The 15604-nt window shown below is 64.6% G+C and carries 17 protein-coding genes and 1 pseudogene; 4 read left to right on the plus strand and 14 right to left on the minus strand.

All coding sequences use genetic code 11. The annotated features are described in order from the left end of the window. Positions 1-48: 48 nt before the first annotated feature. The 6 genes and pseudogenes from EET13_RS27580 to EET13_RS27610 all read right to left on the minus strand — a co-directional run. Positions 49-538: pseudogene (locus EET13_RS27580) on the minus strand (PPE family protein); the annotation flags it as partial. Further along, positions 535-849, minus strand: coding sequence for a PE family protein (locus EET13_RS27585; protein ID WP_122445230.1), 315 nt, complete (start codon positions 847-849; stop codon positions 535-537). The gene EET13_RS27585 and the pseudogene EET13_RS27580, both read right to left, overlap by 4 nt. A 278-nt stretch (positions 850-1127) precedes the next feature. Further along, on the minus strand, positions 1128-2477 hold the full coding sequence (locus EET13_RS27590) for a WS/DGAT/MGAT family O-acyltransferase (RefSeq protein WP_122445293.1): 1350 nt from the start codon (positions 2475-2477) through the stop codon (positions 1128-1130). A gap of 47 nt (positions 2478-2524) precedes the next feature. After that, positions 2525-4036 (minus strand): flavin-containing monooxygenase, encoded by a 1512-nt coding sequence (locus EET13_RS27595; protein ID WP_122445231.1) that lies wholly within the window; start codon positions 4034-4036, stop codon positions 2525-2527. Positions 4037-4345: 309 nt separating this feature from the next. Further along, positions 4346-4744: a DUF2237 family protein gene (locus EET13_RS27605; protein ID WP_122445233.1), complete on the minus strand. Its 399-nt coding sequence runs from the start codon at positions 4742-4744 to the stop codon at positions 4346-4348. A 64-nt stretch (positions 4745-4808) separates the two neighbouring features. Next, on the minus strand, positions 4809-5144 hold the full coding sequence (locus EET13_RS27610; protein ID WP_122445234.1) for a PE family protein: 336 nt from the start codon (positions 5142-5144) through the stop codon (positions 4809-4811). A 392-nt stretch (positions 5145-5536) separates the two neighbouring features. Here EET13_RS27610 and EET13_RS27615 point away from each other — a divergent pair, with 392 nt between their 5' ends. After that, positions 5537-5923, plus strand: coding sequence for a hypothetical protein (locus EET13_RS27615; RefSeq protein WP_122445235.1), 387 nt, complete (start codon positions 5537-5539; stop codon positions 5921-5923). A gap of 18 nt (positions 5924-5941) precedes the next feature. Here the strand turns inward: EET13_RS27615 and EET13_RS27620 are convergent, their stop codons facing one another. Genes EET13_RS27620 through EET13_RS27630 form a run of 3 tightly spaced genes read right to left on the minus strand, consistent with a single transcriptional unit; the run spans position 5942 to position 9214 of the window. Further along, positions 5942-6691, minus strand: coding sequence for an SDR family NAD(P)-dependent oxidoreductase (locus EET13_RS27620; protein ID WP_122445236.1), 750 nt, complete (start codon positions 6689-6691; stop codon positions 5942-5944). Further along, positions 6688-7920: an MBL fold metallo-hydrolase gene (locus EET13_RS27625; protein WP_122445294.1), complete on the minus strand. Its 1233-nt coding sequence runs from the start codon at positions 7918-7920 to the stop codon at positions 6688-6690. Before EET13_RS27625 ends, EET13_RS27620 begins: the two co-directional genes overlap by 4 nt. Positions 7921-7942: 22 nt before the next feature. Continuing rightward, complete coding sequence (locus EET13_RS27630) at positions 7943-9214, minus strand: sulfotransferase family protein (RefSeq protein ID WP_122445237.1); 1272 nt, start codon at positions 9212-9214, stop codon at positions 7943-7945. Between the two features lie 186 nt (positions 9215-9400). Between EET13_RS27630 and EET13_RS32055 the strand changes: the two genes are divergently transcribed. The 3 genes from EET13_RS32055 (at position 9401) to EET13_RS27645 (ending at position 10526) form a co-directional block, all read left to right on the plus strand. Further along, positions 9401-9637: a TM2 domain-containing protein gene (locus EET13_RS32055; RefSeq protein WP_244604148.1), complete on the plus strand. Its 237-nt coding sequence runs from the start codon at positions 9401-9403 to the stop codon at positions 9635-9637. Between the two features lie 78 nt (positions 9638-9715). Then, on the plus strand, positions 9716-10132 hold the full coding sequence (locus tag EET13_RS27640; RefSeq protein WP_122445238.1) for a YbjQ family protein: 417 nt from the start codon (positions 9716-9718) through the stop codon (positions 10130-10132). A gap of 31 nt (positions 10133-10163) precedes the next feature. Further along, on the plus strand, positions 10164-10526 hold the full coding sequence (locus tag EET13_RS27645) for a hypothetical protein (protein ID WP_122445239.1): 363 nt from the start codon (positions 10164-10166) through the stop codon (positions 10524-10526). A gap of 396 nt (positions 10527-10922) precedes the next feature. Here EET13_RS27645 and EET13_RS27650 read toward each other — a convergent pair whose 3' ends face one another. The 5 genes from EET13_RS27650 to EET13_RS27670 form a co-directional block, all read right to left on the minus strand. Further along, positions 10923-11222 carry a hypothetical protein gene (locus EET13_RS27650; RefSeq protein WP_122445240.1) on the minus strand — a complete coding sequence of 100 codons (300 nt, stop codon included), beginning with the start codon at positions 11220-11222 and terminating at the stop codon, positions 10923-10925. After that, positions 11222-12082 carry a phage major capsid protein gene (locus EET13_RS27655; protein WP_122445241.1) on the minus strand — a complete coding sequence of 287 codons (861 nt, stop codon included), beginning with the start codon at positions 12080-12082 and terminating at the stop codon, positions 11222-11224. Before EET13_RS27655 ends, EET13_RS27650 begins: the two co-directional genes overlap by 1 nt. Positions 12083-12178: 96 nt before the next feature. Further along, complete coding sequence (locus EET13_RS27660) at positions 12179-12628, minus strand: hypothetical protein (protein ID WP_122445242.1); 450 nt, start codon at positions 12626-12628, stop codon at positions 12179-12181. A gap of 168 nt (positions 12629-12796) precedes the next feature. Beyond that, on the minus strand, positions 12797-14140 hold the full coding sequence (locus EET13_RS27665) for a phage portal protein (protein ID WP_244604149.1): 1344 nt from the start codon (positions 14138-14140) through the stop codon (positions 12797-12799). Continuing rightward, positions 14137-15591, minus strand: coding sequence for a terminase large subunit domain-containing protein (locus tag EET13_RS27670; RefSeq protein ID WP_122445243.1), 1455 nt, complete (start codon positions 15589-15591; stop codon positions 14137-14139). The genes EET13_RS27665 and EET13_RS27670 overlap by 4 nt, the downstream gene beginning before the upstream one ends. Between the last annotated feature and the right edge of the window lie 13 nt (positions 15592-15604).

Raw genomic sequence — 15604 nt, forward strand, 5'->3', positions numbered from 1 at the left:
ATCCCGATCGCGTTTAATGAGACCGAACTATCTGCGGATGTGGATCCAGGCCGCTTCCGAGGCCGTGTGATAGATGCTCATCACGGTAGCGGCCTGGATCCACATCCGCAGATAGTTCGGTCTCATTAAACGCGATCGGGATCGTGTTGATGCCAAAGAAATTCGTCGCCAGCAATACCGCGTGCAGGGCATGGTTGGTAGCCAGCTCCGCCAACGTCGGCATCGCCGCCAGCGCGCTGGCATAAGCCGCTGCCACGACTTCATGCTCGGCGGCCAACCCCGCGCTGTCGGCGCTGGCCCGCAAAAGCCAGGCCAGGTACGGGACGTGCACAGCCGCATATACTTCGGAGCTCGGGCCCCGCCACACCGCCTGAACTGCGGCCAGCACCATAGTCAGTTCTTCTGCCGCCGAGGCGTATTCGGTGCTCATCGATGTCCATGACGCGGCAGCTGCGAGCAGCGGACCGGGGCCCGGACCGCTGCTCAGCAACGAAGAATGCACCTCCGGGGGAGAGGCAATCCAGACCGGTGCCGTCACTGCAAACCGCCGGAGGCGAAGTACGTGGCCGCCGCGACGGCATCGCCAACCGCGTAACTCACCCCGGACTCGCCGAGACCAACCGCGGACCGGCCGAGCTCTTCGACCCCTTCCGCCGCGATCGCCGTGTGCTCGACGCCGTGACCGCTGAACCCCGCCGCGGTCTGCAGCGACACCGGATCCGCCGCCGGCGGTACAACCCCCGTGATCAATGGTGCCGCGGCTGCCTGCGCGGCCGCGAGCCGAGCCGTCAGCGCCTCCACCGCAGCGCTGGCCGCTGCCAGACCTTCGGGCACCACTCGCAGCGTCATTATCGATACTCCTTCTGAGCCATCTCACCGACGGATTCGCACAATCGACCGAATATAAATCTCACGAACTATAACCCTTGTCAACTGTTGTAATTGGTTACGGTGCCGTAGCCTTCAGGCACGTCAAATTGAGCGCTTGTCAGTTTGGGCCGGCGGGCACTGGCATCGACCGGCCGCTGCTGCGGCGGCCCCCGGAAGGCGCTTAATCGAGGGCGAGCGCCCTGCAGGTCAACGAAATTTGTTGTGCCGCAATAAAACAATGCCGGCAGACAAATTCGTCAGAGCCCGACGGCGCGCTCCAATTCCTTCAGCGAGGTTTCCAGGTGTCCGAGCACGCGCTGCAGGTGCGGGACGCTGCGGCGGCAGCCGACGAGTCCGAAGTCGAGACTGTCGGCGGTGCTGGTCAAGGTGATGTTGAGCGCCTGACCGTCGAGCACGAGGGACATCGGATAGTTGCCGACCAGCCGCGCGCCGTTGTAGAAGCGCGGCTCGCGCACGCCCGGAACATTCGAGATGCACACATTGAACGGCGGCGGAGTTGCCTTTCCCAGGCCAGGCACGGTGTTGAGGGCCGCCGGGCTCAGCAGTAGCAGTGACAACGCCATCGCTTGCGCCCGCGGCAGTTGCGACAGGACCTTCCTGTTGTCACGCATCGACGCATGGATGGCATGCAGGCGGTCCGCCGGGTCGTCGAGGTGAGTCGCCAGGTTGCACAACACCGCCCCCACCATGTTGCCGCCCGCCGAGTCTTCCTCGTTGCGAAGGCTCACCGGAACCATTGCCACCAGCGGTGCGCCCGGCAACGCGTCGTTGTCGTCGAGGTAAGCCCGCAGTGCGCCGGCACACATCGCCAGCACGACATCGTTAAGGCTCACTCCGGCAGCGTCTTTGACCGTCCTGACCCGGTCCAGCTCCCAGGATTGGGCCGCGCAGCGCCGCGCTCCGCCGACCGCGACATTCAGCATGGTGCGCGGCGTGCCGAACGGCAACGTCAGCTGCTGTTCCAGCAGCGCGGAACGCGCCAGCCGAAGCGTCGACGAGGCAAGCCCGCCAACGGATGCCAGCGTTCCACCGAGCTGATGCAGACGTCCACGGCGCAGATCGGCACGGGGCGCGCGCGTCGGTGCCGGCGACCAGGCCGCACGAAATTCGGCGCCGCTGGCCTCTTCGGCAAGCGACTGCCGCATCAGCGTGAGTCCCGACACGCCGTCGATGAGCGCATGATGCATCTTCGAATAGATGGCAAAGCGCTCATCCTTGAGGCCTTCGATCACGTGTGTTTCCCACAGCGGCCGATGGCGATCAAGGAGGTTGGCATGCAGCCGCGAGGTGAGTTCCAGCAGCTCGCGCACCCGCCCCGGCGCGGGCAGGGCAGATCGCCGCACGTGGTAGCTGAGGTCGACGTCGTTGTCGGTGGACCAGCCGATGTTGGCGAACGAGCCACCCAAAGAGGTGGGCCGCTTACGGAAAAGCGTTGCTATATCCTGGGATTCGAGCATCGCCTGATGGGTTTCGCGCACGAACGCGCGGCCGGCGCCCGCCGGCGGCGCGAACAGCTGCAGCGCGCCGACGTGCAATGGATGCTCCCGTGACTCGGCCGCCAAGAACAACGCGTCCACCGGTGACATCAGTTCCATACGTGTACTCCTCTTAGCCCGCTGGGCCGGTTGGCAGGTCAGCCCGTCAAGGCCAACTCGGACGTGTCGGCACAGGCCGACTTGGCAAAGTGCAGGCTGTCGTCGTCGACTGGCCCGTCGCGCAGTGTCTTTCGGTCGGCGCGGTAGTCCATGCAGGTCCGCCATGGCCCTTCGGCGCCCTGGTGGGGGAACTGGTCGACCGCCCGCTGCACGTATCCGGCGGAAATATCCAGTAGCGGCCGGGTCGGCATCGTCCCGGGTGCCACCGGATAGCAGATGTCGTGGCCGTTGGCGTCCATGTAGGCCAGCAACCGGCAGAAGTGTTCGCAGATCAGCCCCACCTTGAGCGTCCACGAAGAGTTCGTGTAACCGAAAACGTAAGCGAAGTTGGGAATGTCGCTGAGCAGAAAGCCTTTGAAGGCCACCTTCTGCCCAACGTCTACGGCGGCGCCGTCCACCGAGACAGAGATGCCGCCGAACGCCAACAGGTTCAAACCGGTTGCGGTGACGATGATGTCGGCCTCCAGTTCGCGTCCGGACCGCAGCCGGATGCCGCTTTCGGTGAACGTTTCGATCTGGTCGGTAACCACCGAGGCCCGGCCTTTTCGGATGGCCCGGAACATGTCGGCGTCGGGCACCGCGCACAGCCGTTGGTCCCATGGGTTGTAGGCGGGCTTGAAGTGCTCGTCGATCGGGTAGCCCGCCGGCAGCTGCCGGGCGTTAAGGTGACGGATCAGCCGTCGGGCGGCGCCCGGATACTGCTGGCAGAAGTGGAAGACGAGCCGTTGCTTGGCCACGTTCTTTTTCCGGGTCAACGCGTACGCCCGATCCCGGCCGACCAACTTGGGCAGGGTGTTGGCGATGCGGTCCCGCGCCGGCACCGGGACCACGTAAGTCGGCGACCGCTGCAACATGGTCACGTGCCCGGCGGTCTCGGCCATGGCCGGCACCAAAGTGACCGCGGTGGCGCCGCTGCCGATGATCACCACCCGCTTGCCTCGGTAGTCCAAGTCCTCCGGCCAGTGCTGCGGGTGCACGATCTGCCCGTTAAAGCTTTCCCGGCCAGGAAATTCCGGCGTATAGCCCTGGTCGTAGCGGTAGTATCCGCTGGCGCAGAAGAACCATCCGCAGCTGATGGTCACCCGCTCTCCGGTTGCCTGACCGTTGTGCAACCGCTCGACCCGGACCAGCCAGCGCGCCTCGCTGGTGGACCAAGCGGCCTCGAGCACCTTGTGCCCGAATCGGATCGACTTGGCGATACCGTTCTCGGCCACTGTCTCGCGAAGGTAGGCCATGATGGCGTCCGCACTGGCGATCGCCTTGTCGTTTTCCCATGCCTTGAACTCGTAGCTGAATGTGTGCAGATCGGAGTCCGAGCGAATTCCCGGATACCGGAACAAGTCCCACGTCCCGCCGATGTCGTCGCGGGCCTCCACAATCGCGAACGTCTTGTGCGGTTGCATGGCCTGCAGGTAATAGGCAGCGCCGATGCCCGAGATTCCGGCACCGACAATCAACACGTCGATGTGCTCAATGCTGCTGGAGTTCATGTGCCTGGAGTTCATGTGCGTAGTCCTGTTCGGGTGGATCTGCCCCGCGAACCTCACTGTCCGAAGGGGATGGCTCGGCATCGAACCCACCTTGACGCACGCCGCGGCCCTACGTCTTGACATCACAGGACAACGTTTTGACATTTGCGGACAGCGGACGCCTCCCCCGGGGCTGATTGCGCCATCGCACCCGACCCGGCTGACCGGGAACCGCGAGATTGCCACCATGGTCGTGGTTTTCGCGTTGACCACAACCCTGGCGGCAATCGGGACGCCACCCGAGCAGCGCAGTGGCCCGACGCGCTAGAGCTAGATACCGGTCAGGTCGTCGGGCACGTCGACGGAGTGCTCTTTCAGCGTCTCGAGCGTCACCACCTCGAGGGTGCGCTCGTGGGTGGCGGCCAACACCACCGGAGCGGCACAGCCGTCATGGTGGGCCCGTAGCCAGTTCATTGCGGTGACACACCACCGATCGCCCGGGAGCAACCCGGGGAAGCGGTATTCGGGAACGGGTGTCGACAGGTCATTGCCGATCGAGCGCTGATGCTCGAGGAATTCGGCCGTCACGACTGCGCAGATCGTGTGCCGGCCCACGTCTTGCGGGCCGGTGGAACAGCAACCGTCTCGATAGAAGCCGGTCAGCGGGTCGGTACCGCACGGTTGCAAGGGGCCGCCCAGCACGTTGCGGTCAGGCTGGCGTTCAGGCATCTGCCCAGTATCGCGCTTTCCTGCCGCGGATCGGCGAAGCTACGGCCGGAATGCCATGCGCCGACTACGCGCCCACCACGCGTAAGCCGGAGAGCAGCCCCGCGCCGGTCAGGTTCGTGGCGGCGGCGGCGTCGACCTCGGTGTACATTCGCGCGATATCGGCAAAGGCCGCGCCGGCCCGTTGTAGCTCTTGTTGCGCCGCTTGGTTGAGAGCCAGCAGCTGAGTGGCCTCCGCCGTGAACGCCGCCACCGCCTGGGCCGAGACTTCGTCGGCCCCGGCGGGTAGCAACGAGGTCAGCGAGGTCGACGCCGTCGCAGCGGCCTGTAGTCCTTGAGAGGCGTTGTCGGCAACCTGGGCACCGATGTCGGCGGCTGCCGGATCGATAGACATCGACTGCATGTGTTTCTCCTGTGTAGCGCCAGTCCGTAGTGGTCGACGGCGAGGTAACCCCGGGCCTAAACGATGTCAGTAGCGATAGTAGTGCTCAGGCATAGTTTTCATCTGCATATTTTAGAAATCGGTGGGGCCTGACAAAACGTTTCACTGCCTGGCCCACCGTTCGGCGAGCCGAGGAACACCGCGGCTCGAAAGCCGCTCGTGAAACGTAGAAGCCGGATGACGTTGGTGGCGGCGTGCCGCACATCTGCGCCCAACCTCTGCACAATCCACGGTCTTAGCACTGTTGTGGTTCAACGGCAGCCGAAAAAATCTCGATGAATGCGCCGGCACCGACGTGGGAGTCCGCCAGATCGGCGCCTCAGGTTTGCTGGCAGCATGTTAGGTTCAGCGGCGTGATACTTACGGGTGCCTTCCTGGCCGACGCCGCTGCCGTAGTGGACAACAAGCTCAATGTGCAGGGCGGTGTGCTGTCACGGTTTGCGGTCGGGCCGGACCGGTTGGCCCGGTTCGTCCTGGTCGTGTTGACGCAGTCAGAGCCGGGCAGTACCGAAGACCGGCAGCTCAATATTGAGGCGAGGCCTCCCGCGGACGCCGACGCAGTACACCTGCAGTTCGAAGTGCCCGAAGCGGCGGTCGCCGAGTTTCCCGGGTTCGCGTTCTTCGAGATCCAGCTGCGCTTGCCTGTCGACGGCCGTTGGGTGCTGGTCGTGACCGCCGACACGGGAGCGATCTCGCTGCCGGTACTGGTCAGCGAGATGACACCGCAGTTTGGCTTCTGAGCCGGCGCGGGTCAACCCTTAGACGCAGTCCGAGGCGCCGTCGACGACGAAGACGGCGCCCGTGGTGTAGCTGCTGTGCTCGGTGCACAAGAACGCGACTGTGGGCGCAATGTCGCCGACAGATCCGAAACGTCGCAGCGGAATGTGCGCCAGCTCCGCCGCCACCAGCTCCGGAGCGATGTGCATGGGTGCGGTCATCGGGGTATCGATGGTGCCCGGCGCCACCGCGTTCACCCGGATCCCGATCGGTGCCCACTTGACCGCGAGATTTCTTGTGATGGAGATAATCCCGGCCTTGGCGGCGGCGTAGCCGGGCACCAAAGGCACCGCTCGCAGGGCAGACATGGAGGCCATGTTGACCACGCTGGCGCCTCCGGTAGCCGTGGACGCTTCCAATGCGCGGCGAAGTCCCACGGTCAATCGGTAGGGACCGGTCAAGTTGAGCGTCACCGAAGTGTCGAACCCATCCGGCTTGGATTCGTCGAGCCCGCCGGGAAAGTTCGCGCCGGCGTTGTTGACTAACACGTCCAGTCGGGGGAAACGCTGAGCCAGCTGGTCCACCGAATCGGCGTCGGCCAGGTGTAGCCGGTGATAACTCATGCCGGACAGGTCGGTCTCGTATTCCGCCGCGGCCGGTCGCGTTCCGGTGATTGCGACATCGGCCCCGGAATCGCGAAACAGCGTCGCGATCGCATGTCCGATCCCGCTGGTGCCGCCGGTGATTAGGGCGGTGGTCCCAGTGAAGTCAAAGCTCACCCGCGCGGTCATGAGTTGCTCGCGATCTGATGCTTGAGCCATGCGCTTTCCCAGAAGTTCGTACTGTCGGCCAGCAGTGCCTGGTGGGCTTGTCTGAGCACTGCGCGCGCCTGATCGTCGGGCACTAACTCGGCAAGGTGGATGGCGTGCAGCGGCCGGCCGGCGGCCAGGTGCGCGCGTGCCCGATCCAGGAGTGCGTCGGCGCCTGCCAATTCGACGACATCTGACGCGACGGCGTCGAAACCGACGGGATAAAGCTCGGTCGTCGAGCGATGGTGAAACCAGCCCGAGTAGTTCTCCCAGATGGCCCGCACGTCCCAGGCGACCTTTCCGTAGCCTTGGCCCACTTCGTCTTCCGGCGGCACACTGATCTCACGCATCAGCGTCGCGACATCCTTTCCAGCGTTCATCCCGGCAACGGTCTGGTCGTGGATGTACTGAACAGCGTTGCGCAGCCGGGTCAGCTCTGCGTTGATGCGTTCGGCGCCGGTGATGGGTGCGAAGTGACCGGTCACCAAGAGTTCGGGTTGCAGGTCGCGTACCCGTTCGATCGACGAGATGGCGGTCAGGGCGTCTCGGTAGCGATCGCCGCGTATGGTGACGAGGTTGGGCACGTGTCCGAACACCGGGCCGAAGGTATTTCCGCACAAGCATATTCGCTCGTCGGGCAGCCAGACCACGAGTGAGTCGGTGGTTTCTCCGCCGGGAACCGCCAGCAGTTCGATCCGCCGGCCGCCGACCTCCAGCGCGAGGCTGTCCTCGAAGTCCAGATCGACGGCGGGCACGCTCTGCGCGGGCAGGCGGGTGGTGCCCAGACGGCGTTGAATCGCTTCGACGCCGGTTTTCAGCGTGTCTTTGAAGGCGAAGGCACTGCGGCTGGCTCGGTACCGGATGAGGCGTTCGTTGTCGTCGCGCCATAGAGTCCAATTCTTCTGCGCGACAACGACTGTATCGGGATCACGGACGCTGTCCAGACCGCCGACATGGTCGACGTGACCCTGGGTAAGGATGATGTAGCGTACCGGCGAGTTGTCGACGGCATCGAAGTTGGCGCGGTGCACCGGCCCCTCGAAACCCATGCCGGTGTTGACGATCACCCGGCCGTCACCGGTGGTCAGCAAGTAGGTATTCGACAGGCCCGGTGAGCACCACAGACCCGGCGCGAGCTCCTCGGCCCGTTCGGCGGCCGCCGGGCGAATCTCGTCGGCGCCGGGCCGGCTGAGATAAACCGGCTCGAACATCACAGTGGTCTCCTTCGTCGGGTCAGGACTCGGCACGGACGTCGAATCTGTCGAAATAGAAGCCGAACCGTTCGCGCAGGCGCTCGGCCGAGATGCCGAAATGGCGGTGTAGGTCGTAGCGGATTCGTCCGTGCTTGCCGCGCGCATTGCCGTCCAGGTACTGCTGAAAGCGTCCGCGCACCTCGGGAGTCAATTCGACTCCACCGCACCGGTAAAGCTCTGCGAGCAACGGCATTTCGTTGCCGTTGAGCCGGTGGAAGCCGACGTCGATGCTGCGCTCGGGCGGCACTGTGGCGCGGTCGCGCACGCAGGCGCGCAGCAGCCGGCGAACTCGGTCAGTCCAGTAGTCCAGCAGCCAGTCGGCGTCGATGCTGTTGCGGCGCAGCCGGTCCGAGTAGGCGATCATGGTGACTGCCGACTGGATCACCGCGACGGGGTCGCGATGGGTGAAAACGACGGTCGCGTCGGGGAAGGTCGCCATCAGGGCGCCCAGTTGCTCGCAATGCTGCGGGCTCTTGAGCACCCAGGTGCGGGGGCCGCGCAAGAACGTCAATGCCCGCAACACCTTTTTCAGGTAGGCGTAATGAAGGTTTTGGTCGAGTCCCAGATAGTAGTCGCGCCAATCAGGCACTCGCGCATGCCATTCCAACACATAGGAGGCCATATCCAGGTCGAGGAGCTCCACCTCCTCTTCGATGGCCTCGGGGAAGCGGTCATGCATGGCGGCCACCACCGGCGCGGTGACCATGAGTGCGTCGTGTTCCTGCTTGGCTCGCGCGTAGCGAGGGTCCACTCCGAAGATGTCGGGACCCTGGCCGCGGGCCGGGATGGGTTCCTGGCTTTCCCAGTACGGCAGTGCGCGCCGGCGTGGATCGGCGGCGATGAGGTTGACCAGGTGGGTGGTGCCCGATCGCGGCATCCCGACCACGATGAAGGGCCTCTCGATTGGGATCGATTCGATCTCGGGATACCGCTTGATCAGGTCGGTCAACGACAAGCGGTTGCGCAGCAGTCGAATCACTCGTTGCCGCAAGGTGCCGCGGGTTAGCTGGGTCAAGCCGGTGTCGCCGTCGATGGCCGCCACGTGCGCGGCCAGCCGGCCGCCAAAGCCGTCGGTGTCGTCCAGGTCGTCGGCTCCTGCCTGGTCGATCGCTTCGGCCAGCATCTGGTCGACGTCGAGTTCGACGGGCCGCGACTCGGTGAAGTTCAGCACCTGGCGCTGGATATCGGTCAGCGTGGGTGACGTCAGATCGTCGAAGTCGATGTCCTGGGTGTCACCGCCCGTAAGGTCCACCGGGTCCCCACTCCCACGCGTCGATCGGAGTCGATCGATATGTGCCTCAGACGGTAGCCGGTGCTGCGCCGCCGTAGCACAGGCATACCCCTACCCCGGCTTCCCTGGCTACCACCCGGCGGGGACCCGCAGACGCCTTACGGGCACGATGCCGCCGGCGGAGTGCGTTTGTCCGACGAGTCCGCGGTGACTGCCGGACCCTTGCGGCTGTTCTTCGGCCACCTCGGCATCGGGCGTTTTTACATCGGATCGATTCCGATGGCCGTCACACAGCTGAGCCTCGGGCTGCTCAGCATCGTCCTAATCATGTTCTGCTTCGTCGGTTTCCCGATCTTGGTTGGTGTTGTGGTCTGGACCTTTGTCGACGCGATCATGATGTTCACCGGCAGCGTGACCGACGAATGCGGCCGAAAGCTGCGCTGAAGCGCCAGGCGCGGCGACGAAACGGTACCCTGCACCGAAGGCCAGGCCGGCGCTCATTTCGGCAGGAAAGGTTGTGCGGTGCTCGTTGTCACTACCAATGACATTCCCGGTTGGGAGATCCAACGCGTCTGTGGAGAGGTCTTCGGACTCACCGTGCGATCACGGAATGCCTTCTCGCAGATAGGTGCCGGCTTCAAGTCGATGTTCGGCGGGGAGCTGCAGGGCATGACCAAGAATTTGGCCGAGAGCCGCAACGAGGCGATGGTCCGGCTGATGAACGAGGCGCGCAACAAGGGCGGTAACGCGATCATCGGGATGCGATTCGACACCACCGAACTCGGCGACGTGTGGACCGAGATCTGCGCCTACGGCACCGCGGTGCAAGCCGTACCGGTCACCGACGCCGCCCGTTACACCGCCTCGCAGCTCGGGTACGGCGGTGCGCCGCAGCCGCAGCCGCAGCCCCAGCAGCCGCAGCCCTACGGCGCGGGCTGAGACCGGCCAAGACGGCGATAGGTTCGGCGGGATGATCGTGGGGGCCTTCCTGGCCGAAGCAGCGGCGGCGGAGGACAACAAGCTCAACGTCTCCGGCGGCGTCTTGTTCCGATACGCCCTCGACGCTGACCGGTTGGCGCAATTCCTGCTCGTGGTGCTGACACAGACCGAGACCGGCAACCCGGACCGCCGAGTCGATGTCGAGATCTGGCCCCCCACCGACGGCGAGCCGCTGCATCTGCCCTTCGAGCTGCCCGAGGCCGCCACCGCCGCCGAGGTCGGCTTCGCGATCTTCGCCATCGAGGTGACGCTACCGGTCGACGGCCGCTGGGTGATTGTGGTGACCGGCGGTGCCGGCGCGATCTCGCTTCCGCTACTGGTCAGTGGCGGTTAGTCGCGGCGGCCTGGCCGCTGCGTCAGCGATTTGGCTGCCCTGACGCATTCATGACGGACCGGGGCGCAGCTGACCACGGGCGATTGTTGACAGCGCTATCACCCGTGATAGCGCTTTTCCGACTCGCATGCCTGGCAGTTCGGTGATGCTGGTGTGGCCCGTGTGACCTGTTTCGCTCGTCAGGAGCGTTAGCACCTAGATGTGCCTTGACCAGCGGATACCTTGACAATAAGGGCGGTGGCGGAGGGATTTGAACCCTATTCAGCTACCTGGTCAAAGGGCATAAACTGCCTACTAAGTGCGGAAATACATCACCGTTAGTAACCATAGTTATCGGCTTCTGACAGGGTTTTGTGTCCAAACGGGGTCCACCGGGGCAACTCCTCGGCCCCCTGTCTACATGGCTCGCTTGCGGTACCGGTTCAGCACGAACAGTTCGGCGAGTGACCATGAGAACGCCGGGGCCAGGGCGGCCTCGTATTCGACGTCATCAACCCTCTTCCGGCGGTGTTGGGCACCGTTGGCGGCCAAGCGTGCAGCGGCGGAGGTAATGACCGCGGTGATCTCGTCGTGAGGTTCGTTGCCGGTGAAACCCTGCCCTCGGGTGTAGGCCTTCGCCATCGTCGTGACGATGGGGACGACCGTCGCCACGTCGCCATCAATAAGCGACGTGACGTCGGCCGGATCGACTGGCATTAGCTACCGGTCTCACTGAGCAGGGTGACAGCCTCGGCCTGCAACAGTGCGGTGTCCCACCGGGACACGACCCTGATGCCGATGCTGTCGTAGTCGCCCCAGGTTTGGTCGAGGATCTTGACTTCGGCGTTGACGTCGCGGGCCACGACGACTTTGGAGAAGTCGACCAGTCCGACGCGGGCGTTGCCGGCCGAGTCGGGGATGTTGTCGGTGATGATCACTGGCAGCCCCAGCAGCCGGAAGTCGGTTCCGTTCTGGATGGTGTTGGGGTCGATCACGTAGCGCTTATCGCCGGTGCCGACCTTGACCTTGCGGATCGCGGCGAAAGTGGCCGCAGTCATCACCCAGTGGGTCGGAGAGACCTTGTTGCCCTGGGCTGTGGCCAGGCCGTCGATCAGCGAGTCGGGGTCGGTAAGGTTCAGGGTGCCGGTGGCGATTCCGCTGGCCCGCAGGATGCCCTTGATGGTGTTGGAGCTGCCGGTACCATCCCAGAGGGCTGCGTCCAGGGCGTTGGCGACGTCGGTGACCAACCGGGTCTGTAGGACGGACTCGAGGCCGACGACGGAGGTGCGGATCAATTCGTTGGACAGCTTCACCAAAACCTTGAGGCCCTTGAGCGTCGAGGGCAGTAGGGTCACTTCGTCGAAAGCGACATCACCATCGCTGATTTGGCTGCCTTCGGCTACGAAGCCGGCGGTGACACCGCTGACGATCCTGGGCACCCGCACGGGGCTGGACGAGTCGAGGACGACGGGGCCGGCGGCCAGGAACGTCGAGGCCTGCTCAAGGGGCTGTACAAGCAGGCTGGCGACCTGCGACTGAATGAGGGTGGAATTACCGCTGGTGACTTCGATGGTCACGATGAGTCCTTACGTGTGTCGGTTGGGGGAGGTTCGACACGCCGCCAGGACGTCAATCGCGATCGGGCACCAGGCCCTGAGTTGAGTGTAGCGCGCTCAAGTCCGTTCTTTGAGCATCTGCAGCAGGGAGAACGGCTGCGAGGACGATCCGCGGTTGCCTTGGCCGATGTCCCCGGTGGGCCGGCGACTGGCCAGGTGTGGCTTGCTGGCAAGCAACTCGTCGATCGCGGCCGCCAGTGCGTCGGCGTCGTCGAGGTGTTCCTCGGCGTACACCAAGTCGGTGGGGTCGGCCAATCGGCCTGTAGCGCGAACGAGTTCGGTGTGTAGGCGGCGGGCCAGGGTGTCGGCCTGGTGGGCGCGCTGCCGGTACTTGCCGTTCTCCCTGCGGAGTTGTTCGACGACTTCGCGGGGGAAGGATTCGGACTGTTCGTCGGGTTGGTCGATGTCGTGGCCAGTTTCGCCGCCCTGTTCCTGTTCGACGTCGTCGGCGACGTCCGCGGGCTGGTCCTCGGCCGTTGTTTCCTCGGTGGCGGCTGCCTCGGTCATGATGCTGTCCTCTCGGTGGAGTTGGTGTCGCTGACGGCGTCGGCGAGATCGGTGGCTAGTTGAAGGGCTTCGGCTGAGGTGAGGCCGAACGTTAGGCCGATGATCCGCAGGCGAATTGGCCGCCATGACTGGTGTACAACACCCACTTTGGCGTCGAAGTTGCGTGCGCTAAGCCGCATTGGAGTTCACCTGCCCTGCGGAGGTTTCCGTGGCGCGGGCCGCGGCGATCTTGGCGATCTCGTCGTCGGGGTAGCCGAGCTTGCCCAGCGCGTAGGTTACGGGCAGGATGCCCGCCTGCACCAACTTCACGGTGGCATCGGCCTCTTGGGCGACCGAGCGGGTAGCGGCGTCGGCCCAGTGGACGCGGATGTTGTCGATCGTGTTCGGGTCACGGCCATCTCGCACCGCGATCATCAGTCGGGCGACCTGCTCCCAAGCGCGACCAAATGTCTGTTGGCGGGCTTCGGCTCGGGCGGTGAGACTCGCCTCGGCCGCACGCAGCGCGTCGGCACTGGCCGGGTTGTCAGTAAACACTCCAACGTAGTGGGCGGGAAGCGTTGACACCGCCATGATTTGACCCAGGATCACCCGTACCGATGCCTCGTAACCCGCGAGGTCGGCGGCCTGCAATTGCCCAAACTTCGCTTCGTTGTTCTCCGAGATCATGGCCCGGTGCCCCTCGGGGATCGGATTAACCTCGGTCATCACTGGCTGATCGTCGTCGTCGAGGACGGGATTGCCGTCGTCGTCGAGTACCGGCTCCTCGGTCAGCTCGATGCCCGTAGCCCACCGGCGTGGTCGGCCAACGTATTCGGAGGTCACCATCATGTCGGCCAGCGACTTGTTCAGGGCATCCACCAAAGGTTTGAGGTCGTCGATTTCCGAACTGCCCCAGTCGCCGACGATGCGGTCGGTGTTGCGCAGGTTGACCACCGGGACCACGCCGAGCGGGTTCGCGATCTCCTCCAAGGTGCGGTAGCCCACCGTTGTAGATCCGGTCTGGTTGGCCCTCAAACGCACAATCTGATCCGGCAGGTACAGCACGGCTTCGGTGGTGTTGCGGATCTTGTCTTCCCAGCGTTTGACGGCGGCCACGACGGTGCGGGTGCCCGGATCGAGCTGGACAGCAACCTGTTTCGCGCTCTCGACGGTCACCTTTGGGCGGCCAAACTGATCGGCCCACACGATCACGTAGGAGTCGCCGAGCAGCAAGGCTTCGCGGTGGGCAACACCACTGGTCTGGTCGAGGTCGTTGCGTACCCAGTCGGCCCACAGCTCGGCGTCGCCGGTGAATCCGGTGATCCGAAGCCGTTCGGCCAGTGCGGTCACGGCCAGCCGGGGAATGTTGGAGGCCATCAGCCCGAACCTGTTGCCCAGAGCCACTTTTGCTTCCGGGGACAGGAATGCCAGGGGTTGAGTGCCGGTGTAGTAGCGGTCCAGGTCGGCGTAACGGGCGGCGGGCTCGCTGAGCCGCTGCATCATCTGCTGAATCTGTTCTTCACGGGTTGTCATGAGGCAAAGCTCCTTACTCGCTTACGGTTTCGTTGTTGGTGCCACGCCGCGCGGTCGTAGGCCACGATGGCGGCCACGGCGGCGTCGATCTTGCGGGGCGACCCGCGCTTGTCTTTGGAGACGAGGTCACCCATCGGTGTCGTCTTGGCGATGCAGTGTGCGACGTGGGCTGCCATCCGCAGATCACCGTCATGAGTGACCACGCGCGTCACAACCGCCTGATACAAACGGTCGGTGGCCGGGGCCATCCGCGCGGCGTGGGCAGTATTCCATTCCAAGACACGGCGCTCACCGTGCCGCTTGGCCCAGTCCTCGATCTCCGAACGCCAGCCCCACGGGTCGGCCGCCAGCTCAGCCACGTCGTAGCGGGCGAACGCCACATCGACCGCGCGGGTCACGTCTTCCCGTGGAACACGCCACCGCAGATCGCCGGGGTTCTCCCACAGGCCTTCCACCCATAGGTGGCCATCGAGGGTGCAACCCACCAGCGCGGTCGAGTCGCCCGACGCGGACCCATCGAACGCCAGCACCACACGCTCCCGCGGCGTCACCCTGCGCTCGGTACCGCAGGCATCCCATGCTCCCCACGGCAGCCATGCCTCAACACCGGTCACCCACTGACCCAGGCGTAGTTGCCGAAACACCGGCTCCCGGATCGTCTTCCGGGCTGCCTCGATTCCATCTTCGGACAGGAACGGCTTGCGACACGCCAACGCCGGATTGCCCACCCGCCAGGCCTGCCGATCATCGGCCGCGCACCCCTCCGGCGCGGCGAACTCACGGAAGTAGAAAGCGGGATCGTCACCGGTACGTCCATGCTCCACCAACCGCCACATGATCGAATCAGGGGAGCTGGCCGGTGTCGAGATCGCCAGTGTCAGCGACTCGGGACGCTTGCCGGCCACCGAAGTCACTGCCTCCCAAACCGCTTCAGTGACAACGTGTAATTCGTCAACAATTTGCAAGCTGGGGTCATGCCCATGCAGCGCACCGACCTCGGCCGGCAACGGCAACAACGTGGCGTCGTTCTCCGGCAGGTACAGGCGATCGGCGTAAACCTGAACCCGCTCCTCCAACACCGGGTTCAGCTCCACCATGCGCTTGGCGTACTTGAGAGTGATGTTGGCTTGGCGTTGATCGGTGGCGACTACCAGAACCTCGGCGCTGGGCGGACCGACGAACATTTCCGCGATACCCAGCGCGGCGGCAAGCATCGTCTTACCGTTGGCACGCGGAATCGACACCAAAGCGGTACGGATACCGGGCGCGAACGCTCCCCGAATGATCTCACGCTGAAAAGCCCTGAGATCGAAGGGCTTACCGGCACCTAGACCGCGAGGGGTCACCAGGTACTCACCAATGAACCGTTCGCGGCGCTTTGCGCGGCCTCTAGGCCAGTCATTGAACGACAGCGGCTCGGCCGTGACCGTTCCTTTCGGGCCAGCCCTCATGGGAGACTCCCGA

This window comes from Mycobacterium attenuatum, from assembly GCF_900566085.1.
Classification (GTDB): Bacteria; Actinomycetota; Actinomycetes; order Mycobacteriales; family Mycobacteriaceae; genus Mycobacterium; species Mycobacterium attenuatum.

What these genes read in the sequence shown, in the direction of transcription:
- EET13_RS27585 (WP_122445230.1), bottom strand. Translation starts at nt 849, where the DNA reads ATGACGCTGCGAGTGGTGCCCGAAGGTCTGGCAGCGGCCAGCGCTGCG.
- EET13_RS27590 (WP_122445293.1), bottom strand. Translation starts at nt 2,477, where the DNA reads ATGTCACCGGTGGACGCGTTGTTCTTGGCGGCCGAGTCACGGGAGCAT.
- EET13_RS27595 (WP_122445231.1), bottom strand. Translation starts at nt 4,036, where the DNA reads ATGAACTCCAGCAGCATTGAGCACATCGACGTGTTGATTGTCGGTGCC.
- EET13_RS27605 (WP_122445233.1), bottom strand. Translation starts at nt 4,744, where the DNA reads ATGCCTGAACGCCAGCCTGACCGCAACGTGCTGGGCGGCCCCTTGCAA.
- EET13_RS27610 (WP_122445234.1), bottom strand. Translation starts at nt 5,144, where the DNA reads ATGCAGTCGATGTCTATCGATCCGGCAGCCGCCGACATCGGTGCCCAG.
- EET13_RS27620 (WP_122445236.1), bottom strand. Translation starts at nt 6,691, where the DNA reads ATGACCGCGCGGGTGAGCTTTGACTTCACTGGGACCACCGCCCTAATC.
- EET13_RS27625 (WP_122445294.1), bottom strand. Translation starts at nt 7,920, where the DNA reads ATGTTCGAGCCGGTTTATCTCAGCCGGCCCGGCGCCGACGAGATTCGC.
- EET13_RS27645 (WP_122445239.1), top strand. Translation starts at nt 10,164, where the DNA reads ATGATCGTGGGGGCCTTCCTGGCCGAAGCAGCGGCGGCGGAGGACAAC.
- EET13_RS27650 (WP_122445240.1), bottom strand. Translation starts at nt 11,222, where the DNA reads ATGCCAGTCGATCCGGCCGACGTCACGTCGCTTATTGATGGCGACGTG.
- EET13_RS27660 (WP_122445242.1), bottom strand. Translation starts at nt 12,628, where the DNA reads ATGACCGAGGCAGCCGCCACCGAGGAAACAACGGCCGAGGACCAGCCC.
- EET13_RS27665 (WP_244604149.1), bottom strand. Translation starts at nt 14,140, where the DNA reads ATGACAACCCGTGAAGAACAGATTCAGCAGATGATGCAGCGGCTCAGC.
- EET13_RS27670 (WP_122445243.1), bottom strand. Translation starts at nt 15,591, where the DNA reads ATGAGGGCTGGCCCGAAAGGAACGGTCACGGCCGAGCCGCTGTCGTTC.